A 24,404-nucleotide genomic window follows, 5' to 3' on the forward strand; every position below is an offset into this window, starting at 1 on the left:
CTAATCGCTATTACCGATCTACCGATAGATGCCGTCGATCAAGCGTCTTTTGACGATTTCTGATAAAGCGCGAAACAGGCTTCTGCCAGCGCTGAACGCGGCGCGCCACGGCGCATGATCAGGCCCAGCGGGGCGAGAGTGTGGGCATTTTCGATCGGTTGCAGGCGCAGGTGATCGGCGAGGGTTTCCGCGCCGCCGTCGAGGGGCATGATTGCGCAGCAAAAACCGCCGTGGACTGCTTGCAGCAGTTGATGCACGGCGTCGGTTTGCAACAGCGGCTGAGGGGTCAGGCCGCGGCTGTGGAAGTTGTGGTCGATGGACTGGCGAAAGTGCATGCCGCTGGTGAGCATGCACAGCGGCAATTCGATCAGCGATTCCCAGCTCAGGGGTTCTTCGCCGAAGTTGAACGAGCGCTCGTCATAGAGCAGGCCCATGCGCGTCTCGTTAAAGGCCAGCGAATCGAACCGCTCGCTGTCCAGACGCTCCAGATACGAAACGCCAATGTCGATGCGGTTGTTCGCCAAGTGTTCGAGCACCTGCTCGGAGCTCAGCGACGACAGCTCGAAGCGCAGGTCCGGGTGCGCCGCGTGCAGACGTTGCATCAGCGGCAAGGGATCGAAGCTCGACAGCGGCACCACGCCCAGGCGCAGCGTACCGATCAGATTGCCGCGACAGGCCGCCGCTTCCGCCTGCAAGCCGTCATAGGCTGCCAGCACCGTGCGCGCCCAAGCCAGCACGCGTTCGCCCGGTGCGGTGAAGCCTTCGAAGCGCTGGCCGCGATTGACCAATGGCAGGTCGAGTTCTTCCTCGAGGCTGCGCAAGCGCATCGACAGGGTCGGCTGGGTGATGTGGCAGCGCGCGGCGGCCTGGCCGAAATGGCGGGTTTCGTCGAGGGCGATGAGGAATTTCAGTTGCTTGATGTCCATCTTCGCTCCGGGCGGTTGGCGGGGTGTGGCGATTCTACCGCCAGCGGCGCGGCAGCGTCATTGGTCGGACTGGAACCGGGTTTGGCCGGGGTGGTCTAGGCTTGGACGACTGGAACCCAAATCAAGGAGTGTGCGCTATGAGTCTGTTGAGCTTTGTGAAAGAGGCCGGTGAGAAGCTGATTGATCTGTTGACCCCAGGCAATGCCAATGCGAGTGAGCAGTTGAAGGAACATATCAGCAAGGTCGGGTTGGGCAATCCCAACGTGCAGGCGACCGTGGATGGCGACAAGGTGACGGTGACCGGTGAAGTGGCGAGCCAGGAAGAGAAGGAAAAGATTCTGCTCGCGGTGGGCAACATTGCGGGCGTAGGCAGTGTCGATGATCAGATCACGGTGACCGGACCGGTCGTCGTGGCTGCCGAGTTTGTCGAGGTCAAGGCAGGTGACACCCTCAGTGCGATCTCCCTGCGCGTCTATGGCAATGCCAACCAGTACCAGAAAATCTTCGATGCCAACAAACCGATGCTCAAGGATGTGAACAAGATCTATCCGGGACAAAAACTGCGCATTCCGAAATAACGCAGTCATGTAGGAGCTGCCGAAGGCTGCGATCTTTTGACTTGGACTTTAAAAAAATCAAATCAAAAGATCGCAGCCTGCGGCAGCTCCTACAGGGGTCAAAGCCCTGCAATCAAATCGCGGTAATCCTCGACTGCGGCAAACTCCGCCGTGTCCTTCGGCCCTTTGCGGCTGTCCGGTTCTTTCACCGCCAGCAAGTGCGCCACGCCAAAATCCCGCGCACTGCGCAGGATCGGCAAGGTGTCGTCGATAAACAGGCTGCGCGCCGGGTCAAAACCGATGTCCGCCTGCAAGGCTTCCCAGAACTGCGGGTTCTCCTTGGGATAACCATAGTCATGCGAACTGATCAGCCGCTCGAAGTACGCTGCCAGTTCAATCCGTTCCAGTTTCAACGACAGCGAATCGCGGTGCGCATTGGTGATCATGATCACCCGTTTGCCGGCGCGTTTGATTGCGCCGAGAAAGGTATCGGCATCGGTGCGCAGGGCGATCAAGTGGGCAGTTTCCTGTTTCAGTTCACGCACCGACAATTTCAGTTCTGCGCTCCAGAAATCCAGGCAGTACCACTGCAACTGGCCAGCGTGGCGCTCGAACAACGGCTGCAATTCCAGCTCGGCCATGGCCCGGCTGATGCCGTGCAGTTCGGCGTAGCGTTGGGGCAGGTGTTCGAGCCAGAAATGGTTGTCGAAGTGCAGATCCAGCAGCGTGCCGTCCATGTCGAGCAGAACGGTATCGATGTCGGACCACGGTAAAGAAGGCATGGCAACGTCTCGAACGGTGAAAGGATATCCGACGCAAACAATCGGGAAAGCCGCGTTATAGTAGCGCGTTCACGCCAAGGAGCTTTGCATGCGCCAGAAACCCACCGTACTCGCCCGCGAGATCGTCGCCACCAGTCGCCTGTTTCGCGTCGAAGAACTCAAGCTGCGATTTTCCAATGGCGTGGAGCGCACTTACGAGCGTCTGGTCGGCAAGGGTGCGGGCTACGGCGCGGTGATGATCGTCGCGATGCTTGATGCCGAACACGCAGTGTTGATCGAGGAATACTGCGGCGGCACCGACGAGTACGAACTGTCTCTGCCCAAAGGCCTGATCGAGCCGGGCGAAGACGTGCTGGCGGCCGCTGAGCGGGAGCTCAAGGAAGAGGCCGGTTATGGCGCGCGTCAACTGGAACATCTGACCGAGCTGTCGCTGTCGCCCGGTTACATGAGCCAGAAAATCCAGGTGGTGCTGGCCACCGACCTGTATGAAGAGCGGCTGGAAGGTGATGAGCCGGAGCCGATGCGGGTCGACAAGGTCAACCTGCGCGAACTGTCGGCACTGGCGCAGAATCCGCAATTTTCCGAGGGCCGCGCCTTGGCTGCGCTGTATCTGACCCGCGACCTGCTGAGCCAGCGCGGGGTGTTCAGCTATGAGTGAGACGTCGATGAATTTTCCCCATCCGCTGATGGCACCTGTGGTTGCGCTGGCTTTACAGGCTGGCGAGGCGATTCTGCCGTTCTGGCGCGCCGGTGTTGAAGTCACGGCCAAGTCCGATGATTCGCCGGTCACGGCCGCCGACCTGGCCGCCCATCACCTTATCGTTGCCGGGCTGATGGCGCTGGATCCGAGCATTCCGGTGCTGTCCGAAGAGGACGCCGACATCCCGCAAAGTGTTCGCGCCGGTTGGCAGCGCTGGTGGCTGGTGGATCCGCTGGACGGTACCAAGGAGTTCATCAGCGGTAGCGAAGAATTCACTGTCAACATCGCGCTGATCGAAAATGGCCGGGTGGTGTTTGGTGTGGTGACGATGCCGACCAACGGTCGTTTTTATGTCGGCGGCGCCGGACTTGGAGCTTGGCGTGGCGACGAGGGCGGTACGCCGACGGCGATTCAGGTGCGCGATGTGCCTGCGCCGGGCGAGGCGTTTACCGTGGTCGCCAGCCGTCGACATTCCAGTCCCGAGCAAGAGCGTTTGCTGGCCGGGTTGAGCGCCAGTCTTGGTGAGTTGCAACTGGCCAATATCGGCAGTTCCTTGAAGTTCTGTCTGTTGGCCGAAGGTGCTGCTGATTGCTATCCGCGACTGGCGCCGACTTCGCAGTGGGACACGGCGGCAGCGCAGGGCGTGCTGGAAGGGGCGGGGGGCGAGGTGCTGGATTTGAAGGGTGAAGCGTTCAGTTATCCGCCGCGAGAATCGCTGTTGAACGAGTTCTTTCTGGCGCTACCGGCGAAGGCTGCGTGGCGCGGACGGTTGTTGGAGTTGGCCCGAGGCTAACTGCCTGATCCGCAATTCCCCTCACCCCAGCCCTCTCCCCCAGGAGAGGGAGCCGACCGAGTTGTCTGGCGCTATGCATCGACCTGGAGAATCGAGTCGATTGTGGATTCGGCGAAGCAGTTTCAGGTCGACGTAAATCTGTAGCATCCCCGTATCGGTTCCCTCTCCCTCGGGAGAGGGCTAGGGTGAGGGGCTGTTGATCTTCAACGGTGCAAAACGTACTGCCCGGTAAATCTCACCGCCTCGTCCTCACTTCCCGCATTCAGTATCCGCGTATCCAGCGTCAGCCGCGCCCGTCCATATCGCCGATACATCGCCACAAAGCGTTTCCACACCGCGGCCTCCGGCACCGGGCAAATGGCCACGGCGTCTCCCGTCACCGGCAGCGGATAACTGATCTGCCCTTCCTGAATGACGATATGTCCGTCGGCAATCCCTTCTTCCTTCAAACGTAAATGCAACCAGCCCCAACCGGCCAGCACCGCTGCGCAGTACAGGCTGCCGCCAAACATGGTGCTCTTGTGATTGACGTTGGGCGCGAGGGGCAGGTGCAGGCTCAGTTGCTGCTCGCGCCACTCAAGCACCTCAAGGCCCATTTCGGCGGTCAGCGGAATGTCGTGATGCAGCACCGTTTGCAGGTATTCGCTTTCGCTGCTCATTCGTTGTCTTCCCCGTGACTGCTGTCGCCGAAATTCAGACCGTGTTTGCGCAGCTTGTCATGCAGGGTCTTGCGCGGAATACCCAGAGCTTCGGCGAGGCTGCGCACCGAGCTGTGCGAGCGCGCCAGTTCGGCGGCTATCAACGACTTCTCGAAGTTTTCCACTTGCTCACTGAGGCCGCCGCTGACCACTTCTACGGGCGCGCCGCCGCTGCCATCAGCGCTGTGGTCCAGTGCCAGCTCAAGCCCGAGGGCGAAGCGTTCGGCGGCATTTTGCAGTTCACGTACATTGCCCGGCCAGGTGTGGCGCAGCAGCAGGGCGCGGTGTGCCGGCTGCAGCTCATGGGGCGGCAAGCCATGGCGGGCGCTGGCTTCATCGGCGTAATGCTGGAACAGCACCAATGCGTCTTCGCCCCTTTCGCGCAGCGGCGGGATGCGCAGCGGCGCGACGTTGAGGCGGTAATACAAGTCGGCGCGGAAGCGACCCTGATCCGCCGCCTGGCGCAGGTCTTCCTTGGTCGCGGCGATGACGCGGATGTCCAGCGGTATCAACTGATTGCCACCCAGGCGTTCAACAACGCGCTCCTGCAGCATGCGCAGCAGTTTCACTTGCACGTCCATGCTCATGCTTTCGATTTCGTCGAGAAACAGCGTGCCGCCGTTGGCGAATTCGAATTTGCCGATGCGGCGTTTCTGCGCCCCGGTGAAGGCGCCGGGCTCGTGACCGAACAGTTCGCTTTCCACCACCGATTCCGCCAGGGCGCCGGCGTTGATCGCTACGAACGGACCGTTGCGGCGGCTCGACAAGTCGTGCAGCGCGCGGGCCACGACTTCTTTGCCGGCACCGGTTTCGCCGAGGATCAGCACGTCGGCCTTGGTCGCCGCCAGCGCGCCGATCTGTTCACGCAGACGCAGCATTGGCGTCGAATGGCCGACCAGCCGAGCGCTCAATTCGTTGCGGTCGCTCAAGGCCAGACGCAGGCTGCGGTTGTCCAGCACCAGCCGCCGTAGCGCGAGGGCGCGACGGACGCTGTCGAGCAGTGCATCGCTGGCAAAGGGTTTTTCCAGAAAGTCGTAAGCGCCGGCGCGCATCGCCTGCACCGCCAGCGGTACGTCGCCATGGCCAGTGATCAGCAGCACCGGCAACTCGGGATCCTGTGCGTGCAATTCACTGAGCAGCTCGAGGCCGTCCATGCCCGGCATGCGAATGTCGCTGACCACCACACCTGGCCAGTCACGCTCAAGCTGTGCGGCGAGGCCCTTGGCTTCGGACAGCGGCAGAATTTTCAGGCCGGCCAAGTCCAGGGTCTGACCGAGAGCCTGGCGCAAGTGCGGATCGTCGTCGATCAACACTACCTGGATGCGATTGTCGATGGTCATGCACTTCGATCCTCGGACGGTTGCAGGCTGACTCCGGGCGCGCCGGCGCGCAGGCGCAGGGTAATCAGGGCACCGCCTTGTTTGTGGTTGGCGAACGACAGCTCGCCACCAAAGGCGCGCATCAGCGTTTCACAAATGGCCAGTCCCAGACCCAGACCCTGGGTGCGGGTCTTGGTGGTGTAAAAAGGCTCGCTGGCGCGGCCAAGAGCTTCCATGCAGAACCCGGGGCCGTTGTCGCGAATGTACAGATTGACGCCGTCGGCGGTGGCTTCGGCACTCAGCCACAGCTTGCGCGGCGGGCCTTTTTCGGTGAGCGCATCGAGGGCGTTGGCCAGCAGGTTGCCGAGAACCTGGCGCAATCGGGTTTCGCCGGCCTCGACCCACAGCGTCGCGGCGGGCAGGTCGCGAATCAGTTCGACTTCCATGCTGCGCCGACGTTTGGCGAGTAATGCCAGCGCATCGTCCAGCGCCGGTTGCAGAGCGACGCTTTCCGGTGCGTGGCGATCGCGCCGAGCGAAGGCACGCAAATGGGCGATGATCGAGGCCATGCGCCCGGTCAGTTCGCTGATCAGCTTGAGGTTGCCGCGCGCGTCCTCGGTGCGCTGATGATCGAGCAGCACTTCGGCGTTTTCCGCATAGCTGCGAATCGCCGCCAGCGGCTGATTGAGTTCGTGACTGATGCTCGCCGACATAGTCCCCAGCGCCGACAGTTTGCCGGCCTGGACCAGATCGTCCTGGGCGCGCACCAGCTCCTGCTGCGCCTGCTCACGCTCGAGCACTTCCTGCTTCAAACGCCGGTTGAGGCCTTCCAGATCGCTGGTACGTTCGGCCACCCGGCCTTCCAGTTCGCGGCGGGCCTTGGCTTCGAAGGCGATGCGCTCCAGATAGTGCCGGCGACGCTGCATCATCAAACCCACCAGCAGCATCACCACCAACAGTGTGGCGCCGCCGATCGCGACCACCGTGCGCACCGGACGATCAATCAGCGTGCGCGGGGCGAGGATGCTCACGCTCCAGCCGGTCTCGGCGATGTCGTGGGTCTGCGTCAGCCAGGCGTCAGGGCTCAGGTTCAGCGGCCGGGGTTCACGGGTCGGATAGGGCTGGATCGCAGTGATCGCGGCGCGCTCGGCATCGCTCAACTCGCGAGTGGAGCGGAAACGCCATTCCGGGCGCGACGTCAGGATGACCACGCCGTTATGGTCGGTCACCAGCAGTTGTTCCGGGGTTTTGCCCCACAGGCTTTCCGTGTGGTCGAGGTCAACCTTGATCACCAGCACGCCGATGATTTTCTCGCCGCTGCGCACAGCCGCAGCGAAGAAATAACCGCGCTTGGCCGAGGTGGTGCCGAGGCCGAAGAAGCGTCCGAGGCGCCCGGCCATGGCTTCACTGAAATACGGGCGGAAGGCGAAGTTGCGGCCGACGAAGCTGTCGCGTTTGTCCCAGTTCGACGCCGCCAGTGTCTGGCCGGAGGTGTCCATCAGGTACATGACTTCAGCGCCGGTCTGCGCAGCGATGTTTTTCAGCAGGCGATTGGCGTTGCCTTGGGTCACGCCGTCGTCCGGCGCACCGAGCACCGCGCGCAGGGCCGGCAGATCGCCGAGAATCTGCGGCAACACTTCATAGCGATGCAGGGTGCCGAGCAGGTTGGCGACGTAGAGATCGAGGGTCTGGCGATTCTGTCCGGCGAGTTCGCTGCGGTAATAGCGTTCGGCGAGATGTTCCAGCGGCCACAGCAGCGGCGCCAGGCACAGGGCCAACAGCGCGAGGCTGCGCCAGCGGGGTCTGCGGGGAAGCGGTGGTTTCATGTGCCGGATACGCCTGTAGGGACAGGCGCATTATGCCCGGCCTCAGGCGAAGACGTCAGCGTCCTTGAGCAGCGCAGCCGCCTGGTCCTTTGCCGACAGCTTCGGCGCTGCGTCCAGTTGCCAGTCGATGCCCAGCGCCGGGTCGTCCCAGCGAATGCTGCGCTCGGAGGACGGGTCGTAATAGTTGGTGGTCTTGTAGAGGAATTCGGCGAACTCGCTCAGCACCACGAAACCGTGAGCGAAACCTTCCGGTACCCATAGCTGACGATGATTTTCCGCCGACAGGCGCACCGCCACCGATTTGCCGAAATGCGGCGAGCTGCGACGGATGTCCACCGCCACATCAAGCACTTCACCCGCGGTCACGCGAACCAGTTTGCCCTGGGTGTTCTGCAACTGGTAATGCAGACCACGCAGCACGCCTTTTTGTGAGCGCGAATGGTTGTCCTGCACAAACTGCAGATTCAGACCGGTGGCGTCCTGAAACGCCTTGGCATTGAAACTCTCGAAGAAAAAACCGCGCTCGTCGCCGAACACCTTGGGTTCGATGATCAGAACACCGGGCAGATCGGTGGTAATGACATTCATGAGGATTTCCATAGACAGGTGTGAACGGCCGACATTCTTGCGCAAAGCGCTGCGGGGCGCGAGTGTTGGGTTTGAAATGGAGCGTTCATTGAAGCCGGGGGTTGCGTAACCGCCAAGGCAATGGCGATATAAGCGCCTAATAAAATTTCAGGGGTCGTTTCATGCCGCTCGCCACGTTGATTCATCGCGCCAGTTTGCCCGGTCCGCAGGTTTCAGAGGCGCAGGCGCTGCAATGGCTGGCCGAATATTACGGACTTGGCGGCACTTTGCAGGCTCTGGGCAGCCAGCAGGATCTGAATTATCGCGTCGACAGCGAGCGTGGACGCTTCGTGCTGAAAGTCTGTCGTGGCGATTACGCTCTTGTGGAGCTGCAAGCCCAGCACGCCGGGCTCAAATACTTGGCCGAGCATTCGGCGATCAAGGTGCCGCGCGTCATCGCAGCCAATAACGGTGCCGATCTGTTGTCGTTGCAAGCCAATGGCGAAACGGTGCATGTGCGCTTGCTGGAGTACATCGACGGCCAACCATTGACCGATTTCGATCATCTTGGCAAAGACGTGGTCGCCGGGTTTGGCCGACTCTGTGGCGAGATGGATCTGGCCTTGGCAGGTTTCGATCACCCGGGTCTTGAACGCACCTTGCAGTGGGACGCGCGTCACGCCAACACTTTGATCAGTCATCTGTTGCCGGTGATCACCGACGCGCAGCAGCGTGCGGCGATCAGCGCTGCCGCCGAGCAGGCCGAGCGCCGTTTGCAGCCGCTGCTGGACAAACTGCCGGTGCAGGCGATTCACATGGACATCACCGATGACAACGTCGTCTGGGCGCGTGATGCCCAGCGGCATTGGCAGTTGCAGGGTGTGATTGACTTCGGTGATCTGGTGCGCACCTGGCGTATCACCGATCTGTCGGTGACCTGTGCGGCTTTGCTGCATCACGCCGATGGCGATCCGTTTGTCATCCTGCCGGCGGTCCAGGCGTATCACGCGGTCAATCCGTTGCAGTACGCAGAACTGCAAGCGCTGTGGCCATTGATCGTGGCCCGGGCGGCGGTGCTGGTGCTCAGTGGCGAGCAACAGGTGAGCATCGACCCCACCAATACGTATAGCCGCGACAATCTCATTCACGAGTGGGAAATCTTTCGCGTCGCGACATCGGTGCCACAGGCGCTGATGGAAGCGGCGATTCTCAGCGCCGTGGGCCAGACCGTGCCGAAGGTCGAAAAACCGGAATTTGCGCCATTGCTGCCCGGATTGGTCGGGCGCGAATTCGCGCTGATCGATCTGGGCGTGTTGAGCCCGCACTTCGAGGCGGGCAATTGGGAGCAGCAGGGCATTGATCAGCGCTTGCTGACAGAGGCCGCAGCGGTGCACGGGCTGGCGGCGACGCGTTATGGCCAGTACCGCTTGTCACGTACCCGCCCGGACAGTGCGACTGAACCGGATACGTTCCCGTTGCATGTCGAATTGCGTGTGCCGACCGGAACCGAAGTGCAAGCACCGTTCGCCGGCATTCTGAAGCAAGCGGCAAACGGTGCGCTGCAACTCGATGGCCCACAGTTCAGCGTTCGCCTGTGGGGCGTGACGCCTGTTCTTGAACATGGGGTGGCAGTGGATAGAGGCCAGAAACTCGGTGAAGTCACTGGGCCGCTGATTGTGCAGTTGTGCCGAGAAGCAGAACTCGACGCGCCGCTGTTCTGCACGCCGTCCCGTGCATCGGCGTGGCAGGCGTTGTGCCCGTCACCGGCGATGCTGCTCGGGCTGGCCTGCGACGCCGAGCCTGAGCTGGACGCGAAAACCCTGCTCGAACGCCGCGATGCCAGTTTTGCCCGCACGCAAAAACACTATTACGTTGACCCGCCGCGCATTGAACGCGGCTGGCGCAATCACCTGATTGATATTCAGGGCCGCTCCTATCTGGACATGCTCAACAACGTCGCCGTGCTCGGCCACGGTCACCCTCGGATGGCGGCGGTCGCGGCGCGGCAGTGGTCGTTGCTCAATACCAATTCGCGCTTCAACTACGCGGCGGTCGCCGAGTTTTCCGAGCGCTTGGTGAAGCTGGCGCCGGAGGGCATGGATCGTGTGTTTCTGGTCAACAGCGGCAGCGAGGCCAATGACCTGGCGATTCGTCTGGCCTGGGCCTACAGCGGCGGGCGCGACATGATCAGCGTCCTCGAGGCGTATCACGGCTGGACGATCGGTGCCGATGCGGTATCGACGTCGATTGCCGACAACCCGAAAGCGCTGGAAAGTCGCCCGGACTGGGTGCACCCAGTGCCGGCGCCGAACACGTATCGCGGCGAATTCCGTGGCGCCGATTCGGCGCCGGATTACGTGCGCAGCGTCGAACATCACCTGCAAAAACTGGCCGAGCAAAAGCGGCAACTGGCCGGTTTCATCTGCGAGCCGGTCTACGGTAATGCCGGGGGTATTTCTTTACCGCCGGGCTATTTGCCGCAGGTGTATGAAAAGGTCCGCGCGCAGGGCGGGGTGTGCATCGCTGACGAAGTGCAGGTCGGTTATGGGCGCATGGGCCATTTTTTCTGGGGCTTCGAAGAGCAGGGCGTAGTGCCGGACATCATCACCATGGCCAAAGGCATGGGTAACGGTCAGCCACTTGGCGCGGTGATCACTCGCCGGGAAATCGCCGAGGCGCTGGAGGCCGAAGGCTATTTCTTCTCGTCGGCGGGCGGCAGTCCGGTCAGTTGTCAGATCGGCATGGCGGTGCTCGATGTGATGGAAGAGGAAAAGCTCTGGGAGAACGCCCAAGTCGTCGGCGGTTACTTCAAGGCGCGCCTGGAAGCGTTAATCGATAAACATCCGCTGGTCGGCGCGGTGCACGGCTCCGGGTTTTATCTCGGGCTGGAACTGATCCGCAATCGGCAGACGCTGGAACCGGCAACTGCCGAGACTGCATTGCTGTGTGATCGCCTGCGCGAGTTGGGGATCTTCATGCAGCCGACGGGCGATGACTTGAACATTCTCAAGATCAAGCCACCGATGGTGACGTCGCGCCAAAGCGTGGATTTCTTTGTCGATATGCTGGATCGGGTGTTGAGCGAAGGACTGTAAGCAAGGCACATCCCCTGTGGGAGCGAGCCTGCTCGCGAAAGCTGCGTATCAGTCGCCACATGCGGTGACTGATACAGCGCATTCGCGAGCAGGCTCGCTCCCACATCTGTTTTCGGTCTTAAGTCCGATTTGTATCGATTTAATTGGCGTTCAAACAGAGAGATTCCTTATTTGCAGCTTCTAAAGCCGATATTTATCGGTTATAAAGTCGCCATTGCTCCGGCATGGTGATCTCTTGTCCGGTGCGCGCGTTTTCTTTTCGGTCGAATTTTTCGACCGTCAAAGCACTAGCCCGGAGATGATTCATGAGCCGTATCGTTACCGTCGCCGCCACGCAGATGGCCTGTTCGTGGGACCTGGAAGCCAACCTCGAAACCGCTGAAAGACTGGTCCGAGAAGCCGCCGGCAAAGGCGCGCAGATCATCCTCATCCAGGAACTGTTCGAGGCGCCGTATTTCTGCCAGAAGCCGAATCCGGATTACCTGCAACTGGCAACGACGGTTGAAGAAAACGTCGCCATCAAGCATTTCCGGAAAATCGCCAAAGAGCTGCAAGTGGTGCTGCCGATCAGCTTCTACGAACTGGCCGGGCGTGCACGCTTCAACAGCATCGCGATCATCGACGCCGACGGCAGCAACCTCGGGATTTATCGCAAGAGCCACATCCCCGACGGCCCGGGCTATCACGAAAAGTATTACTTCAACCCGGGCGACACCGGCTTCAAGGTGTGGAATACCCGTTACGCGAAAATCGGCGTCGGCATCTGCTGGGACCAGTGGTTCCCGGAAGCGGCGCGCAGCATGGCCCTGCAAGGCGCGGAAATTCTCTTTTATCCAACCGCGATCGGCAGCGAGCCGCACGACAAGACCATTTCTTCGCGCGACCACTGGCAGCGAGTGCAGCAGGGCCATGCCGGCGCCAACCTGATGCCGCTGATCGCCAGCAACCGCATCGGCAACGAAGAACAGGACGGCTACGACATCACCTTCTATGGCTCTTCATTCATCGCCAACCAGTTCGGCGAAAAAGTGCAGGAGCTGAATAAAACCGAAGAAGGTATTCTTGTGCACACGTTCAACCTCGACGAGCTGGAACATATTCGCAGCGCGTGGGGTTCATTCCGCGACCGCCGACCGAATCTGTACGGCGCGTTGAAAACCCTCGACGGTTCCCTGGAGTCCTGATGACCACATTGAAAAGTACCCCACGCGCCGATGGCTTCTACATGCCGGCCGAGTGGGCGCCACAGACCCAGACCTGGATGATCTGGCCCGAGCGCCCGGACAACTGGCGTCTGGGCGGCAAACCGGCGCAGGCCGCGCACGCCACAGTGGCCAAAGCCATCGCCCGCTTCGAGCCGGTCACGGTTGCCGTCTCCGCCGGCCAATACGAAAACGCCCGCGCGCGCCTCGATGTGCCGAATATCCGCGTGGTGGAAATGTCCAGCGACGATGCCTGGGTTCGCGACAGCGGCCCGACCTTCGTGATCAATAACCATGGCGAAGTGCGCGGTGTGAACTGGGATTTCAACGCCTGGGGCGGTTTCGATGGCGGCCTGTATGCACCGTGGAACCGTGATTCGCAGGTCGGCGGCAAGATCCTCGAGATCGAGCGCAGCCCGCGTTACCGCACCGAAGGTTTCGTGCTCGAAGGCGGTTCGATTCATGTCGACGGCGAAGGCACGCTGATCACCACCGAAGAATGCTTGCTCAACCGCAATCGCAACCCGCACCTGAGCCGCGAAGAAATCGAAGCCGTACTCAGCGACAACCTGTCTGTGGACAAGATCATCTGGTTGCCGGATGGCTTGTTCAACGATGAAACCGACGGCCATGTGGATAACTTCTGCTGCTACGTGCGTCCGGGCGAAGTGCTGCTGGCGTGGACCGATGATCCGCAGGATCCGAACTACCCGCGCTGCCAGGCCGCGATGCAAGTGCTGCAAAGCAGCACCGACGCCAAGGGCCGCCCGTTCACGGTGCACAAAATGCCGATTCCGGGGCCGCTGTACGCGACCGAAGAAGAGTGTGCCGGCGTCGATGCGGTGGACGGTTCGCAGGAGCGCAACCCTTCCGTGCGCCTGGCCGGCTCCTACGTGAACTTCCTGATCGTCAACGGTGGCATCATCGCGCCGAGCTTCGACGACCCGATGGATGCCCCGGCCAGGGAAATCCTGCAGAAGCTGTTCCCGCAGCACGAAGTGGTGATGGTGCCGGGCCGTGAACTGTTACTGGGTGGCGGCAATATTCACTGCCTTACCCAACAGCAGCCAGCGCCGCACAAAGAGTGAGTTGAGTCGTAACAGCTTGAGTTGATTAACAAATCAGCCAGGCAATGATTAGCTCGCTCAGCATGAAAGCAAGCCCGCGGCCCGTCAGGACCGCGGGCTTGTTTGTATCCGCCGGTCGACATTCGAGTCGCCTTGGCATAGCTCTTGTATTGCTCCTGATGCACTAGGGAGGGAGGGGAACTTCAACAGTTCTGTCACAAACCTTGGATAACGTAGCCGCTCACGAACGGGGAGAGAGCGCTGAAATGAACGCCGAAGTGAACGTAATCAGCGAGCGGACTGTGCATCCCATGGCCGTCAACGGCGAATCGCTCCAGCTTGTCGCGCACTGGTTGAAGTCCAATGGAACGCGTCAGATCAGAGAACCTGATCCGCGCCGGATGATGATCGAGCGCTACCCCGCTGGCCTGTTCAGCGAGGCCGAGCTGGAAGCCTTGTGGGATGTGATGGAAGGATAGGAACAACAGGGATTGGTCAAAAAGCGCTGCCGGGATGGCGGCGCTTTTTTTGGCCTGATTTTTATCCACAGGTATTCAAAAGTGGGAGCGAGCCTGCTCGCGAAGGCGTCAGCACTGCCAATGACTTTGTTAACTGATCCAGCGCTTCCAGAGCAGGCTTGCTCCCACAGTTCAGAACTCCCTGTTTAATCCGTTTTTTCTGCAACAGCCCAGCAAAAAAAATACGTTTCTTAGACGTTTTTCGCCTATTTAAAGACGATTCTTGAAATTGACACACAGTTCAGGGCGCGGCTACGATTCGGCCCAACGCCTGTGGCTAACCGCCATGACTCAAAATAAGGAGCAGGCCCGCCAGGACGTTACGTCGGCGGGCTTTTTTGTTTCGGGGTGAATACAAGAGTGCAGAAAGCGCCGTTTCAGCCGTTCGACACAGCGCGTTTCAACCCGTAATAAGGAAAACAAAATGTTGAACAAGCGAATCAGTCTGATCGCACTGGGGATGTTGAGTGCTACACAGGCCATGGCTAACGACCAGGCCGAATCCAAGGGTTTCGTTGAAGACAGCAGCCTTAAAGTGCTGTTGCGCAACGCCTACATCAATCGTGATTACAAAGACGGTAACAAGGACAAGGCCGAATGGGGCCAAGCGGCCATCGGTACGTTCTCGTCGGGCTTCACCCAAGGCACCGTTGGTGTCGGCGTGGACGCTTTCGGTCTGTACGCATTGCGCCTGGACGGCGGCAAGGGCCGTAGCGGCGCCGGCGGCATCGACTTCTTCAAACAGGAAAATGACGGTCGTACGAACCACGACATCGCCAAGGGCGGTGCTGCGGTCAAGTTTCGTGTATCCAACACCGTGTTGACCTATGGCGACCAGATGCCGGCCCTGCCGGTGCTGAGCTACGACAACGTGCGTCTGCTGCCGGAAAGCTATACCGGTACGTTGATCACTTCCCGTGAAATCCAAGGCCTGGAATTGAACGCCGGTCGCTTCACCGCCGAATCGCGCAAGAGCGATGAAGGCCGTGACAGCGGCGGTCTGAAGTCGATCAACGTGTTGGGCGGCAGCTATCAGTTCACCGAAAACTTCAAAGGCGCGCTGTACGCCTCCGACGTCGAGGACGTCTTGAAGAAACAGTACGTGAATGCCAACTATGTGATTCCGTTCAACAAGGATCAGTCGCTGACCCTGGATTTCAACGGCTATCGCACCAAGCTGGACAGCTCGTACGTACGCGAAAACACCGTGCCGGGCGAAAGCATCGTCACCGGTCGCGACAACAAGATCTGGAGCTTGGCAGCCACCTTCGCCACCGGCCCGCACTCGTTCACCGTGGCGCATCAGCGTTCCACTGGCGACAGTAACTTGGGCTACGCCTATGGCGGCTATCAGAAAGACCAGGGTCGTGTCGGCGACGGTGGTAACTCCATCTACCTGGCCAACTCCTACTGGTCTGACTTCAACGCCGAAGACGAACGCAGCTGGCAGCTGGGTTACGGTCTGGACTTTGGTTCGTTCGGCGTTCCGGGTCTGAGCTACAACTTCGCTTACGTGCGCGGCGACAACATCACCACGTCCACCAGCGAAGGCGGCACCGAGCGCGAAATCTTCAACCAGTTCAAGTACGTCGTGCAGAGTGGCCCGGCCAAAGACCTGAGCGTGAAGTTGCGCAGCTCGATCCTGCGCGTGTCGCAGAAATCCAGCGAGTACAACGTCAGCGGTAACGAGCTGCGTGTATTCGTGGACTATCCGATCAACATCTTCTGATGATCGATCCGCTGTAAGAAAAATGAGAAAACCCCGATTCGTTCGGGGTTTTTTTTCGCCGGTTTTTCAGCGAAAACCGCAAATAACCGGTGTTCTTGTCATGTAAAAGTCGTTTTTCAAGCGCTGCAGATTCCGTTTCAAGCAGTGCTTCAAATGCCTGAAATTCTTTCTCATGGACGCAAATTCTCCACCCAATAGATTAGGGCGTTCAACGCAGCGGAGAATTTGGTAATGATCGTTTTGAACAGAGAAGTGGGCGAATCGCTACGGCGCGACAAGTTTGTCAACGTCCAGGGTGGTGACTTCAATCTCTACGGTCATTTTGCCGACTTCGTCAGACTGACCAAAAGTTGGGAAAACATGGAGCCTGACAGCTATTACGGTCAGGCCGAAGCCGGCATGCGTTATCGTCGTTACAGCGACTTTGAATACAACCCGAAAACCCGCGAGCTCAAGCAACTTGAGCATCGCGCTTATGTGCAATCGAAAGAGAACAACGCTTACGTCGGTGGCGTGGTGCGCCACTTCCAGGACTTTTCCGAGGAAGTGATCTCCTCGCCGGTGATGCGCAGCCTGATCGACACCGATTTCGAAGTGTACAAAAGTGTCCTGCCGGAAGAGTTGCACGATGAAATCTGGCAGTGCCAGATCCATCAGATCCGCATCGAGATCAAACCCGGCAAACAGCTGGAAATCACTCCTGAAGGTATTCATTGCGACGGCTATCCGTTCAGCGGTGTGCACTTCTGGGGCCGCAGTAACGTAGAGGGTGCCGAGAGTCGACTGTACGACATCCACGAGCATCAGCTGGCGGCGACCACCTACGAGGAAATTCTCGATACCACCTTCTTCCTCGATCGCGACATGCGCCACTACGTGACCCCGGCGCGCAATACCCACACCCATGCCATGGCGTACCGGCAGATTCTGGCGATTTCCTTCTCGCGGCCCGGGACCGCTTTCGACATTGTTCGCTAATCAGATCACCCCAATCGACGGCGTCGAGTGCTCGACGCCAGTGGTACTGCGCCGCGCCACCGCCAAGGATGCGCAACGCATGGAGCGCTTCTTCCGCCAGTTCGACGAAGTGTCGTTCTGCGAATGGCAGGACGCCAAATGCCTGCGCGGCGTGTTGATCCAGAAAACCACCACGGCGTATCTGGCGTTCGATGTGGCTGGCGAGATCGTCGGCGCGGTGCTCGGCGGCATGCTCGGCAGTCGCGGCACGATCAATCATCTGGCCGTGAGCCCGCGCTACCGCAGCCAGGGCGTGGGCCAGCGTCTGGTTGAAGCAGCGTCGTCCGACATGAAACGGGTCGGGGTGCTGCGGATGTTTCTGTTCGTCGACGATGCTAACCTCGCGGGCAAGCGATTCTGGACTGCCCAGGGTTTTTGCGAGCCTCACGGCGAACGAACATTTGAGAGGGATCTATGAATGAAAGGTCCGGCAGCGCGCCGCTGATGGCGACTCATCAGCCGTCGCGCACGTTTGCCGAAGCCAGCCCGGTGGTCGCCGGGTATTTCACCGTGTCGTTTGTCTTCGGGCTGATGGCGGTCAACGCCGGCCTGCCGATGTGGCTGCCAGTAGCGATGTGCTTGTTCGTCTATGCCGGCGCTTCGCAGTTCGCCGCGCTGGCGCTGATCTCCAGCGGCGCCTCGCTGACCACCATTGTGCTGACCACTTTCCTGATCAATGCGCGGCACATGCTGATGTCGGTGTACATGGCCAAGGCGCTGCGCGCCCTTGGCTTGAGCCGCATGGAGCGTTGGGCTTACGCCGGTGGTCTGACGGATGAATCCTTCGCCTTTCATAGCGTCAAGCTCGGCACGGGCGCACCGGTCAATGTGCGTTACCTGATCGGCTTCAACCTGTTCTGCCACACCTCGTGGGTGCTCGGCGGTTTGCTCGGTGCGGTCTGCGCGCAGTACGCGGCGCACTTGATCAAATATCAGCTCGACTACGCGCTGACGGCGATGATGCTTTACGTGCTGGTCTCGCTGTGCAACACGCGCAACAAACTGATTGCCGCCGCTGCCGCCGTGGTCTGCATGGGGGCGCTGAGCCTGATCGGCAGTTCGCCCTTCAACGTATTTATCGCCACGTTTGTGGGCTGCGGAGTGGGTGTATGCCTGACCAAACGTTCCTGATTCTGGTGGTGGTGCTGATGATGGCCGTGACCTTCCTGCCGCGCGCCTTGCCACTGCAGATCAACACCGAACACTGGCCGCCCTTCGTGGCGCGGGCGCTGGAATATCTGCCGGTGGCGATCGTCGCTGCGATCAGCCTCACACCCCTGTTGATCAAGGATCGGCAGATCCAGCTCGATCGCCCGGAATTCTATGCTGCGATTCCGACGTTGCTATGTGCGTATTTCAGCAAAAACCTCTTTCTCAGTGTGGCGGTGGGGACGGCTGCGTACATTGCGCTCGGCTCGTTCATGTAGCGGCAGATCAACGACGTCGTTCAGCGCCTGGTGCGACAGCTCCGGATTGTTTACAGCCAGGCGCACTTCGAGGAAATCCTCGAAACCGGGAAAAATCGTCAGACCGTTCTTCTGCGCCGCTTCACGCGAGACCATGCCGACCGCATCCATCTGCGTGATCAACGACAGCGTCAGGGTTTCGCTGCAGGAATAGACCATGCGCTGGCCGTTCTCGTGATTGCCCAGCCCGGCGTCGAGAAACCGCAAGAAGCTGTGGGAATACGGACAATCTTCCGCAGGACGCACCTGAAACTTGTTGCCCAGCAAAGTCAGCGGATCGTTTTCCTGACCGCAATGCGCACCGACCACCTGCACCTGCACCTCTGGCAGCACGATGCTCGGCAGCCCCGGCCGCTGCGGGCCGATCAGCACGGCAAGGTCGAAATCTTCGTTCCTCAGCTTGCTGAGGTTTTCCATCGACTCGGCGTAGCTGAATTCCATCTGGTAATCAGGAAACACCTCGATCAGGCGACCGATCATGCGCCGGTTGAAATCAGGCGACAGCGTGTTGTTCAACGCCACCTTCAACGTGCGCTGCCCGGGCACCTTCAGCGCCTCGACCTTTTCTTCCATCTGTCGCGTGGCGATCAACACTTTGTCGATGTAAGGCGTGAGCTCCGTACCTTGCGGCGTCAGCGTCAGGCCCTTGTTGGAGCGGCGAAACAAGCGGAAACCGAACTGCTCTTCGACCTTGTTCAACTGTGCGGCCAACGCCTGCACGGTCAGGCACGAATGCTCGGCTGCGGCCGACAACGAGCCGGTCTGCACGATGCGCATGAGGTTGCGTAAGGTTCTGCTATCCATGGGTAATGCCCTCTGAAGTGGGCTGGGTATTGTTGTTTACGAAACGACCGAAACGGCGCCATATGCCGGCTATATTCCTGCACCTGAGCATAGTTGTCGCGGATTTAGTAGCGAATTGATTTCCCCGCCGATGGCTGGAGGCTGACAGAGGATCGGGGTTTTTGGTGAAGTGGGGGTGATGAAGGTCAAAAAAGTGCGTGGTTTTGGTGCGCGGGGAGATTTTTTTCGAAGAGAAACAGCTTACATCTTCCTAGCTTTTTGCCTGCGTCATACGCAGATAGGTCTCAGGTAAAGTAACGATTCAGCTGATAGCGCCCAACAGTCAAAGGAGTTGAAATGGATGTCTGGCATGCGAGCCATGGTGGTAGATAACCACCTATCAACTTCGCATTGACCCACAAAGATCACTCCGAACACAATGCAGAGGTAGCGCTGATGTAGCTACAAAACCACGATGAGGTAATTGAAATGGCTGCACTACTGAAAACTACCGATGTGCGCTGCCGCATTGATGAGGATTTGAAAGCGCGTGCCACTGAAGTCTTGAACGATTGCGGGCTGAGCATTAGCGACGCCATGCGACTTTTTCTGCGACAGGTTGTTGCTACTCAGGGGCTTCCCTTCGAGGTGCGAGTTCCATCGGAGAAGACGGCCCGCGCAATGATGGAAGCACGAGAAATCCGTCAGCGTTTCGACTCGATAGACGACATGCTAAGGAATGCTGATGGCGAAACAGGAGAAAACGCAAAAACGCGCTGATCGGCCTAAACAGTGTGCACAGACTTCTGAATTCAAGAAGTCTTGGGATCGTTTAGGGAGTCATTCAGAACTGTTTAAATAGCGCAGAAAAACATAAGCCGACTTAACTCCGGCTTCTGTGCGTGTGATTGTTACGATTCGTTCATTTGTGTATCAAAACGCTAAAAAATTACAGTTATGTACTAGTCTTCAGCTAAGACAAAAAATCAGGAGGCGTCTATGCCTACCTCATCCCCAGCTCTCACCCCACGCGAACAACTCGACGCCCCCGAAGCCGGTCGCGTCGCGCTGAAGTTCTTCTTTAACCTCATGGAGCGCTGGGGCTGTAGCGCCGAGCAACAACGCACCCTGCTCGGTGGAGTCGGCAACACCACATTCTATAAATACAAACACCTGCCAAACACACGCTTGCCCCATGACACCCTCGAGCGCATCTCTTATCTGATGGGCATTCACAAGGCGCTGAGCATCATCTTCAGCAATAGCCGCGAGCGCGCCTACAAGTGGGTCAGCAGCCCGAACAACGCGGCACCGTTCAATGGCAAAACCGCGCTGGATTACATGCTGGCGGGCCGGGTGGTCGATATCGCCGATGTACGCCGCTACCTCGACGGAGTGCGCGGTTGAAAGCGCCGGCGCCGGTGGATGTGCCATGGCCGCGGGCGTATCGCATCGTCAACAGCAGCTTCCCGCCGATTGCGCTGTTCGAAGACGTCCTCGACCCCGAGGACCTCGAAGTTGCCTACGCCATCGAAGCGCTGACCAATGATCGCCTGATCGAACAGGCCGGCGTACTCGCTCGCGTACGTCCCGAAGATCGTCTGTCCGGCCCCGGTTCCAGCCCGGTGATGGCCGCGTTCACTCACGTCGGCAAACGCAGCCGTTTCAGTGACGGCACCTTCGGCGTCTATTACGCCGCCAGCAGCCAGGCTGCGGCCATCGCTGAAACCTGTTTTCACCAGGAACGCTTTCTCGCGGCGACCCAGGAAGCCGATCTCGAATTGACCATGCGTACTTACATCAATCAGGTGATCAAGCCGCTGCACGACGTTCGCCATGGCTTTGATCATCTGCATCAGCCTGATCCTGAAGCCTATGGCCCATCACAGCTGTTCGCGCGGCAACTGCGCGACGCCGAATCGTGGGGCTTGCTTTATAACAGCGTGCGGTTGCCTGGGCATGAATGCGTTGCGGCGTTCCGTCCGCCTGCGGTTTCGATTCCGAAGCAGGGCAAACACTTGCGCTATTTCTGGAGCGCAAGTGAGGGCAGAATTTCGTTTGTGTTCGAGGTCAGTCAGGTCTGAATTATCGCTTTGACTTCGTCGAGTGTTTTGACCGGAATGACGCCGGAAGGAATTCGCGAAGAGGGCGACAAGTTGTAAACGGCAAACTCTTTGCCGACGACTTTGTCGGACATGAGTTTCAGAGATGGAAGTATTCTGGAATGAAAATGCTGATCCAGACCGCACGGCGAGATAGAGCTTCCATCAGTCTCGTAAAAGCGCCCCGCGGACTGGTTCATATCCGCTCCCACCAAAATCACCTTTGAAAAGCCTGCGTGATAGGCAAGTTGGAGTGCGAGATACAAGACTGTGCGGGCATCAAAAAAACCATGGGCCAGGTTTTTGCTGAACCCGATACTGCGGTTTCGACTACCCCAAACAGCTCGATTACGTACCAGATCCTGGTTGTTGCGCAGTAGCCATTCAGTCAAGGTTGGTTTGGGCGCTTTCTTGAGCAAATAGAGATCACCTGTCGGTTCAACAATCAGTTCCTGAGCCTGGTTAGCCCACACAGCTACACGCTGACTAGTGCGCATCGCATAGGCAAACAGTTCAGGTTGTTGTAGCGAAAAACTGGTATCGGTGCATGCGTAGAAGAACGGCTTTATGCCTGTTCCCATGAACATGGATATCGCACCGTTCACCGTGATCATCGGGATGTCGGCAAACTGTTCGATGGGAAAATCTTTCGCGGAGCTGCCCGAAACGATGATGAATGCAGCGCCGTGAGCAATGTTTCGACAGTCAGAAAAGTCCCTGATTTGCGAACGTGCGGAGCCGTTTGGCGTTTCTGATGTTGAGTTCATCGATGGTCTCTAGGTCCATGTCATGCGTTCAGTCCGTTGTGCTGACGTGATGAAGCGAGATGACTCTTCCACAGCGCCGCGCTTTGTAAGTGAGTGTTGCGCTCGGCGTTAGTTCCCAGTTGGCTGCTGGGCAGCCCATGCGTTGGCCAAGAACGCTCCAGTGGCTGGCGGGTTATCTGGATAGATGCAGGAGGGAAGTCGGATATGTCCCCGCACCAAGGGACCTTGAGGAAGGCCGGCATGTTTTCGGCAGGCCTGAAATGCAAAAAGCCCTCGCATCAACGAGGGCTTCGAATGGCGGTTTGCATCAATGCCTTTCTGGTGGCGAATCCATTACTTTCACCACATCATCGATCAGTGCCTTGCTTGGCTCGTGCAGATACTGCGAGGCATAAGCGCGGACTTTGCAGGATTGGGAGCAGGGGCGCAGGCAACCGACGGGTGCAGCGCAGACTCTCTTGCGGGTCGCAAGTCAGCATCCTGAGGCGTTGCGGGATTTGCATATTGCTTGATACCACTAAGGCCTTTGGCCTGACCTCTGCAATACAAAACGAAGCCCCTGCATTTCTGCAGGGGCTTCGTTTTGTATGGCGTCAGCACTAAAATCGTAAAAAATGAATTCAGGTTGCGACTCTGTCATTTTTTGAAAAACGTGGTCTGTCCCCAATTCTGTTTCTCCGCGCAATGGCAAAAGAACAAGACCTCTGGCTTCCTCTACCCCAAACACCATTGCGATTGCCGTTTCCAGTCATCTGGAAATCCCATAAGTTTCAAATCACCCGGTTCCCTCTGGTCCATTATTTCGGCCAAGTGAAATTTCCACTGGCTGTCTGGACTGATCAAATCGGTTAAATACGCCAGCATCGTTAGTACTATAAATAGCCGCTGCTTGGGTTGAGGCCGATCGCCAGGCGCATTTTGGATGACCCATTCTTTTGGTAAGGATGGTCGAATCGAGAGCTCTCTGTTCCATAGTCGTGAGTGGTGGGCGCAGCAGTTTCGAATGAAGGTCAGAGTGTGGAGCCAGGAGGCCAGTACTTCGAAGGGGAGATTAAATCTGCTAGCGATCGCTTTCTTGTCGACGCTTTTGCCTATGGCATTGAACATCGTGGATACCGTCCCAAGGCTGAGCTCTTCCAGAACAGCCCAAGCGGGCGGCAACTCGGGATGGGAATAGGTTGATCCGTAGAATCGAAAATAGTTATGGCGCATGCGATTTTCAATTCGCTGCTGCTGGACCTGATCAACTCGGCTGCTCTTTTTTATACGATCAATCTCACGTCCCAGTTTGTGGCGCTCCTTGCCCAGTTGATCTCGCAGGGGCCGCAATAAATCGCCATGTGAATATGAAGAAGAGAAGATTGACGCGTCAGCTATCCAGTCAGGCCCGTACTTAGGGCACATGTGATTGCTGATAGTCGCTCGTATGGCGACTTCGACACGTTCGATAGCATCCATGGTTATGCGTCGCAACGAGCCATCGAAGCGGTAGATGTCGACGACTGCTTTCAGAGTGCTACCAGGTTTGAAGGTGTGTTCAGGGTTTGTTTCCTGAAAAGGGCGCATGTATGGACTCAAGCGAAACAGCGTGACCACTTCCAGGAAACGCATGGCGCGCTCGTCATTTGCGACTTGCAGGCCTCGTTGCTTTAGCAGTTCCAATTGCTGTTCTACGCTGAGGGCCGGCTTGTCGAAGGGCCTCATGTAGTTTTCTCCAGGCAAAAAAAACCCGCACGATTTGAGCTTGCTGACTGGGTCAACCTAGGCTTGGCGGGTGTATTGGGGTGCATTATAGGTAGGTGCAAGAGCCCGTCAATGTTGGGCTGATGTGAAATTGTAACGGGTCCAGGCACGCGGGCAGAGTAGGGGGCTGCTGGTTGAGATAAGGCGTCGTTTGTTTTGTCGCAGCGATGCGGACCTCCTAGTGAGCTCCAAGCGCCAGAAACAACAAAGCCCCTGCATTTCTGCAGGGGCTTTGTTTTGTATGGTGCCGGCACCAGGAGTCGAACCCGGGACCTACTGATTACAAGTCAGTTGCTCTACCAACTGAGCTATACCGGCGTGTGGGCGACGATTATAGCGATTGGGTAGATCCTGTAAACCCCTGAATTCAGACTATTTTTGCATTCCAGAAAAATTAGGCCCAGCGCAAATTTATGCGCTGCTTTTGTACCTAACGCGTAGTAAGACATTTATACAGGGCGTACGGGTCAGCTTCGGCTTTCATCACCCCGCAATTATTCACTCGGCTAGCCCAATATTCGTCGGTTATGTCGTTTTGATTGGCAGCTTATGCACAACTGAGGGGCGCGGATACTGGCTTATGCGAGGTGTTGTGAACCCATTCTCATCTTGTTCGCAAATCCCTGTTTTACAGGTTTTTTATTCATGTGCACAAAAAATGACCAGTGATGTTAAAGCGACGAAACAGGCGCAGATATTGGATCCATGGCAAATCCATCAACAGAGTTATCCACAGGCTGTAACGTT

At 58.4% G+C, this 24,404-nt stretch carries 25 protein-coding genes, 1 tRNA gene and 1 pseudogene; 16 read left to right on the forward strand and 11 right to left on the reverse strand.

Annotation, left to right across the window (positions count from 1 at the left end):
* Positions 1-38: 38 nt before the first annotated feature.
* Complete coding sequence (locus tag PSH90_RS01255; protein ID WP_024011190.1) at positions 39-926, reverse strand: LysR family transcriptional regulator; 888 nt, start codon at positions 924-926, stop codon at positions 39-41.
* 137 nt (positions 927-1,063) lie between these two features.
* On the opposite strand from PSH90_RS01255, the gene lysM reads away from it, so the two are divergent.
* Positions 1,064-1,504, forward strand: a complete 441-nt coding sequence (gene lysM, locus PSH90_RS01260) for a peptidoglycan-binding protein LysM (RefSeq protein ID WP_123585632.1) — start codon at positions 1,064-1,066, stop codon at positions 1,502-1,504.
* 98 nt (positions 1,505-1,602) lie between these two features.
* Here the strand turns inward: lysM and yrfG are convergent, their stop codons facing one another.
* Positions 1,603-2,265 (reverse strand): GMP/IMP nucleotidase, encoded by a 663-nt coding sequence (gene yrfG, locus PSH90_RS01265; protein ID WP_305381985.1) that lies wholly within the window; start codon positions 2,263-2,265, stop codon positions 1,603-1,605.
* Between the two features lie 88 nt (positions 2,266-2,353).
* On the opposite strand from yrfG, the gene nudE reads away from it, so the two are divergent.
* Positions 2,354-2,923 (forward strand): ADP compounds hydrolase NudE, encoded by a 570-nt coding sequence (nudE, locus tag PSH90_RS01270; protein WP_016772166.1) that lies wholly within the window; start codon positions 2,354-2,356, stop codon positions 2,921-2,923.
* Between the two features lie 7 nt (positions 2,924-2,930).
* Positions 2,931-3,758, forward strand: a complete 828-nt coding sequence (gene cysQ / locus PSH90_RS01275; protein ID WP_252880129.1) for a 3'(2'),5'-bisphosphate nucleotidase CysQ — start codon at positions 2,931-2,933, stop codon at positions 3,756-3,758.
* A 203-nt stretch (positions 3,759-3,961) separates the two neighbouring features.
* Here the strand turns inward: cysQ and PSH90_RS01280 are convergent, their stop codons facing one another.
* From PSH90_RS01280 to rfbC, 4 genes are read right to left on the reverse strand one after another with little or no spacing between them, the layout of a single operon-like run.
* On the reverse strand, positions 3,962-4,417 hold the full coding sequence (locus PSH90_RS01280) for a thioesterase domain-containing protein (RefSeq protein WP_095181089.1): 456 nt from the start codon (positions 4,415-4,417) through the stop codon (positions 3,962-3,964).
* Positions 4,414-5,796 (reverse strand): sigma-54 dependent transcriptional regulator, encoded by a 1,383-nt coding sequence (locus PSH90_RS01285; protein ID WP_305381986.1) that lies wholly within the window; start codon positions 5,794-5,796, stop codon positions 4,414-4,416. The genes PSH90_RS01280 and PSH90_RS01285 overlap by 4 nt, the downstream gene beginning before the upstream one ends.
* The gene (locus PSH90_RS01290) at positions 5,793-7,601 is read right to left on the reverse strand and encodes an ATP-binding protein (protein ID WP_150637936.1); all 1,809 of its coding nucleotides are present in this window, start codon (positions 7,599-7,601) and stop codon (positions 5,793-5,795) included. Before PSH90_RS01290 ends, PSH90_RS01285 begins: the two co-directional genes overlap by 4 nt.
* 42 nt (positions 7,602-7,643) lie before the next feature.
* Entirely contained in the window at positions 7,644-8,189 is a 546-nt protein-coding gene (gene rfbC / locus PSH90_RS01295) for a dTDP-4-dehydrorhamnose 3,5-epimerase (protein ID WP_258707453.1), read from the reverse strand.
* A 161-nt stretch (positions 8,190-8,350) separates the two neighbouring features.
* On the opposite strand from rfbC, the gene PSH90_RS01300 reads away from it, so the two are divergent.
* The 9 genes from PSH90_RS01300 to PSH90_RS01340 all read left to right on the forward strand — a co-directional run bounded on the left by PSH90_RS01300 (position 8,351) and on the right by PSH90_RS01340 (position 18,223).
* Complete coding sequence (locus PSH90_RS01300; protein ID WP_305381988.1) at positions 8,351-11,263, forward strand: aminotransferase; 2,913 nt, start codon at positions 8,351-8,353, stop codon at positions 11,261-11,263.
* Positions 11,264-11,568: 305 nt separating this feature from the next.
* Positions 11,569-12,447: an N-carbamoylputrescine amidase gene (gene aguB / locus PSH90_RS01305; RefSeq protein WP_073471536.1), complete on the forward strand. Its 879-nt coding sequence runs from the start codon at positions 11,569-11,571 to the stop codon at positions 12,445-12,447.
* The gene (gene aguA / locus PSH90_RS01310) at positions 12,447-13,553 is read left to right on the forward strand and encodes an agmatine deiminase (protein WP_150741769.1); all 1,107 of its coding nucleotides are present in this window, start codon (positions 12,447-12,449) and stop codon (positions 13,551-13,553) included. Before aguB ends, aguA begins: the two co-directional genes overlap by 1 nt.
* A 245-nt stretch (positions 13,554-13,798) precedes the next feature.
* A complete protein-coding gene (locus tag PSH90_RS01315; protein WP_056787152.1) occupies positions 13,799-14,011 on the forward strand; it encodes a hypothetical protein in 213 nt (70 codons plus the stop codon).
* A gap of 463 nt (positions 14,012-14,474) precedes the next feature.
* The gene (locus tag PSH90_RS01320) at positions 14,475-15,779 is read left to right on the forward strand and encodes an OprD family porin (RefSeq protein ID WP_305381989.1); all 1,305 of its coding nucleotides are present in this window, start codon (positions 14,475-14,477) and stop codon (positions 15,777-15,779) included.
* Positions 15,780-16,010: 231 nt separating this feature from the next.
* On the forward strand, positions 16,011-16,757 hold the full coding sequence (locus PSH90_RS01325; protein ID WP_041477502.1) for a 2OG-Fe dioxygenase family protein: 747 nt from the start codon (positions 16,011-16,013) through the stop codon (positions 16,755-16,757).
* Between the two features lie 79 nt (positions 16,758-16,836).
* Entirely contained in the window at positions 16,837-17,214 is a 378-nt protein-coding gene (locus PSH90_RS01330; RefSeq protein ID WP_008080517.1) for a GNAT family N-acetyltransferase, read from the forward strand.
* The gene (locus PSH90_RS01335; RefSeq protein ID WP_016772152.1) at positions 17,211-17,927 is read left to right on the forward strand and encodes an AzlC family ABC transporter permease; all 717 of its coding nucleotides are present in this window, start codon (positions 17,211-17,213) and stop codon (positions 17,925-17,927) included. Before PSH90_RS01330 ends, PSH90_RS01335 begins: the two co-directional genes overlap by 4 nt.
* A complete protein-coding gene (locus PSH90_RS01340; RefSeq protein ID WP_024011198.1) occupies positions 17,906-18,223 on the forward strand; it encodes an AzlD domain-containing protein in 318 nt (105 codons plus the stop codon). The genes PSH90_RS01335 and PSH90_RS01340 overlap by 22 nt, the downstream gene beginning before the upstream one ends.
* Here the strand turns inward: PSH90_RS01340 and PSH90_RS01345 are convergent.
* Positions 18,140-19,066, reverse strand: a complete 927-nt coding sequence (locus PSH90_RS01345; RefSeq protein ID WP_041477504.1) for a LysR family transcriptional regulator — start codon at positions 19,064-19,066, stop codon at positions 18,140-18,142. The two genes, PSH90_RS01340 and PSH90_RS01345, sit on opposite strands and share 84 nt — an antisense overlap.
* A 468-nt stretch (positions 19,067-19,534) precedes the next feature.
* Here PSH90_RS01345 and PSH90_RS01350 point away from each other — a divergent pair, with 468 nt between their 5' ends.
* The 3 genes from PSH90_RS01350 to PSH90_RS01360 all read left to right on the forward strand — a co-directional run bounded on the left by PSH90_RS01350 (position 19,535) and on the right by PSH90_RS01360 (position 21,129).
* On the forward strand, positions 19,535-19,825 hold the full coding sequence (locus PSH90_RS01350; RefSeq protein ID WP_305381991.1) for a type II toxin-antitoxin system RelB/DinJ family antitoxin: 291 nt from the start codon (positions 19,535-19,537) through the stop codon (positions 19,823-19,825).
* A gap of 219 nt (positions 19,826-20,044) precedes the next feature.
* Positions 20,045-20,452 (forward strand): MbcA/ParS/Xre antitoxin family protein, encoded by a 408-nt coding sequence (locus tag PSH90_RS01355; protein WP_252887134.1) that lies wholly within the window; start codon positions 20,045-20,047, stop codon positions 20,450-20,452.
* Positions 20,449-21,129: an RES family NAD+ phosphorylase gene (locus tag PSH90_RS01360; protein ID WP_252887135.1), complete on the forward strand. Its 681-nt coding sequence runs from the start codon at positions 20,449-20,451 to the stop codon at positions 21,127-21,129. Before PSH90_RS01355 ends, PSH90_RS01360 begins: the two co-directional genes overlap by 4 nt.
* Here PSH90_RS01360 and PSH90_RS01365 read toward each other — a convergent pair.
* On the reverse strand, positions 21,120-21,914 hold the full coding sequence (locus tag PSH90_RS01365) for a lipopolysaccharide biosynthesis protein (RefSeq protein ID WP_305381993.1): 795 nt from the start codon (positions 21,912-21,914) through the stop codon (positions 21,120-21,122). The genes PSH90_RS01360 and PSH90_RS01365 overlap by 10 nt on opposite strands.
* 307 nt (positions 21,915-22,221) lie before the next feature.
* Positions 22,222-22,344, reverse strand: coding sequence for a DUF3077 domain-containing protein (locus PSH90_RS27405; protein WP_370695126.1), 123 nt, complete (start codon positions 22,342-22,344; stop codon positions 22,222-22,224).
* Here PSH90_RS27405 and PSH90_RS01375 point away from each other — a divergent pair.
* Positions 22,313-22,426 (forward strand): annotated as a pseudogene (locus PSH90_RS01375) (helix-turn-helix domain-containing protein); the annotation flags it as partial. The gene PSH90_RS27405 and the pseudogene PSH90_RS01375 sit on opposite strands and share 32 nt — an antisense overlap.
* A 202-nt stretch (positions 22,427-22,628) precedes the next feature.
* On the opposite strand, the gene PSH90_RS01380 reads toward PSH90_RS01375, so the two are convergent.
* Entirely contained in the window at positions 22,629-23,618 is a 990-nt protein-coding gene (locus PSH90_RS01380) for an Abi family protein (RefSeq protein WP_305381995.1), read from the reverse strand.
* A gap of 281 nt (positions 23,619-23,899) precedes the next feature.
* Positions 23,900-23,975, reverse strand: a tRNA-Thr gene (locus PSH90_RS01385).
* Between the last annotated feature and the right edge of the window lie 429 nt (positions 23,976-24,404).

It is taken from the genome of Pseudomonas sp. FP1762, assembly GCF_030687105.1.
Taxonomy (GTDB): domain Bacteria; phylum Pseudomonadota; class Gammaproteobacteria; order Pseudomonadales; family Pseudomonadaceae; genus Aquipseudomonas; species Aquipseudomonas siliginis.

Bases quoted from the DNA above. Each gene is read 5' to 3' on its own strand.
- cysQ (WP_252880129.1), top strand. From the start codon at position 2,931: ATGAATTTTCCCCATCCGCTGATGGCACCTGTGGTTGCGCTGGCTTTA.
- PSH90_RS01315 (WP_056787152.1), top strand. From the start codon at position 13,799: ATGAACGCCGAAGTGAACGTAATCAGCGAGCGGACTGTGCATCCCATG.
- PSH90_RS01325 (WP_041477502.1), top strand. From the start codon at position 16,011: ATGATCGTTTTGAACAGAGAAGTGGGCGAATCGCTACGGCGCGACAAG.
- nudE (WP_016772166.1), top strand. From the start codon at position 2,354: ATGCGCCAGAAACCCACCGTACTCGCCCGCGAGATCGTCGCCACCAGT.
- PSH90_RS01280 (WP_095181089.1), bottom strand. From the start codon at position 4,417: ATGAGCAGCGAAAGCGAATACCTGCAAACGGTGCTGCATCACGACATT.
- aguA (WP_150741769.1), top strand. From the start codon at position 12,447: ATGACCACATTGAAAAGTACCCCACGCGCCGATGGCTTCTACATGCCG.
- PSH90_RS01290 (WP_150637936.1), bottom strand. From the start codon at position 7,601: ATGAAACCACCGCTTCCCCGCAGACCCCGCTGGCGCAGCCTCGCGCTG.
- rfbC (WP_258707453.1), bottom strand. From the start codon at position 8,189: ATGAATGTCATTACCACCGATCTGCCCGGTGTTCTGATCATCGAACCC.
- PSH90_RS01320 (WP_305381989.1), top strand. From the start codon at position 14,475: ATGTTGAACAAGCGAATCAGTCTGATCGCACTGGGGATGTTGAGTGCT.
- lysM (WP_123585632.1), top strand. From the start codon at position 1,064: ATGAGTCTGTTGAGCTTTGTGAAAGAGGCCGGTGAGAAGCTGATTGAT.
- PSH90_RS01255 (WP_024011190.1), bottom strand. From the start codon at position 926: ATGGACATCAAGCAACTGAAATTCCTCATCGCCCTCGACGAAACCCGC.
- PSH90_RS01300 (WP_305381988.1), top strand. From the start codon at position 8,351: ATGCCGCTCGCCACGTTGATTCATCGCGCCAGTTTGCCCGGTCCGCAG.
- PSH90_RS01330 (WP_008080517.1), top strand. From the start codon at position 16,837: ATGGAGCGCTTCTTCCGCCAGTTCGACGAAGTGTCGTTCTGCGAATGG.
- PSH90_RS01345 (WP_041477504.1), bottom strand. From the start codon at position 19,066: ATGGATAGCAGAACCTTACGCAACCTCATGCGCATCGTGCAGACCGGC.
- PSH90_RS01365 (WP_305381993.1), bottom strand. From the start codon at position 21,914: ATGAACTCAACATCAGAAACGCCAAACGGCTCCGCACGTTCGCAAATC.
- yrfG (WP_305381985.1), bottom strand. From the start codon at position 2,265: ATGCCTTCTTTACCGTGGTCCGACATCGATACCGTTCTGCTCGACATG.
- PSH90_RS01285 (WP_305381986.1), bottom strand. From the start codon at position 5,796: ATGACCATCGACAATCGCATCCAGGTAGTGTTGATCGACGACGATCCG.
- PSH90_RS01355 (WP_252887134.1), top strand. From the start codon at position 20,045: ATGCCTACCTCATCCCCAGCTCTCACCCCACGCGAACAACTCGACGCC.
- PSH90_RS01380 (WP_305381995.1), bottom strand. From the start codon at position 23,618: ATGAGGCCCTTCGACAAGCCGGCCCTCAGCGTAGAACAGCAATTGGAA.
- aguB (WP_073471536.1), top strand. From the start codon at position 11,569: ATGAGCCGTATCGTTACCGTCGCCGCCACGCAGATGGCCTGTTCGTGG.
- PSH90_RS01350 (WP_305381991.1), top strand. From the start codon at position 19,535: ATGGCTGCACTACTGAAAACTACCGATGTGCGCTGCCGCATTGATGAG.
- PSH90_RS01340 (WP_024011198.1), top strand. From the start codon at position 17,906: ATGCCTGACCAAACGTTCCTGATTCTGGTGGTGGTGCTGATGATGGCC.
- PSH90_RS01335 (WP_016772152.1), top strand. From the start codon at position 17,211: ATGAATGAAAGGTCCGGCAGCGCGCCGCTGATGGCGACTCATCAGCCG.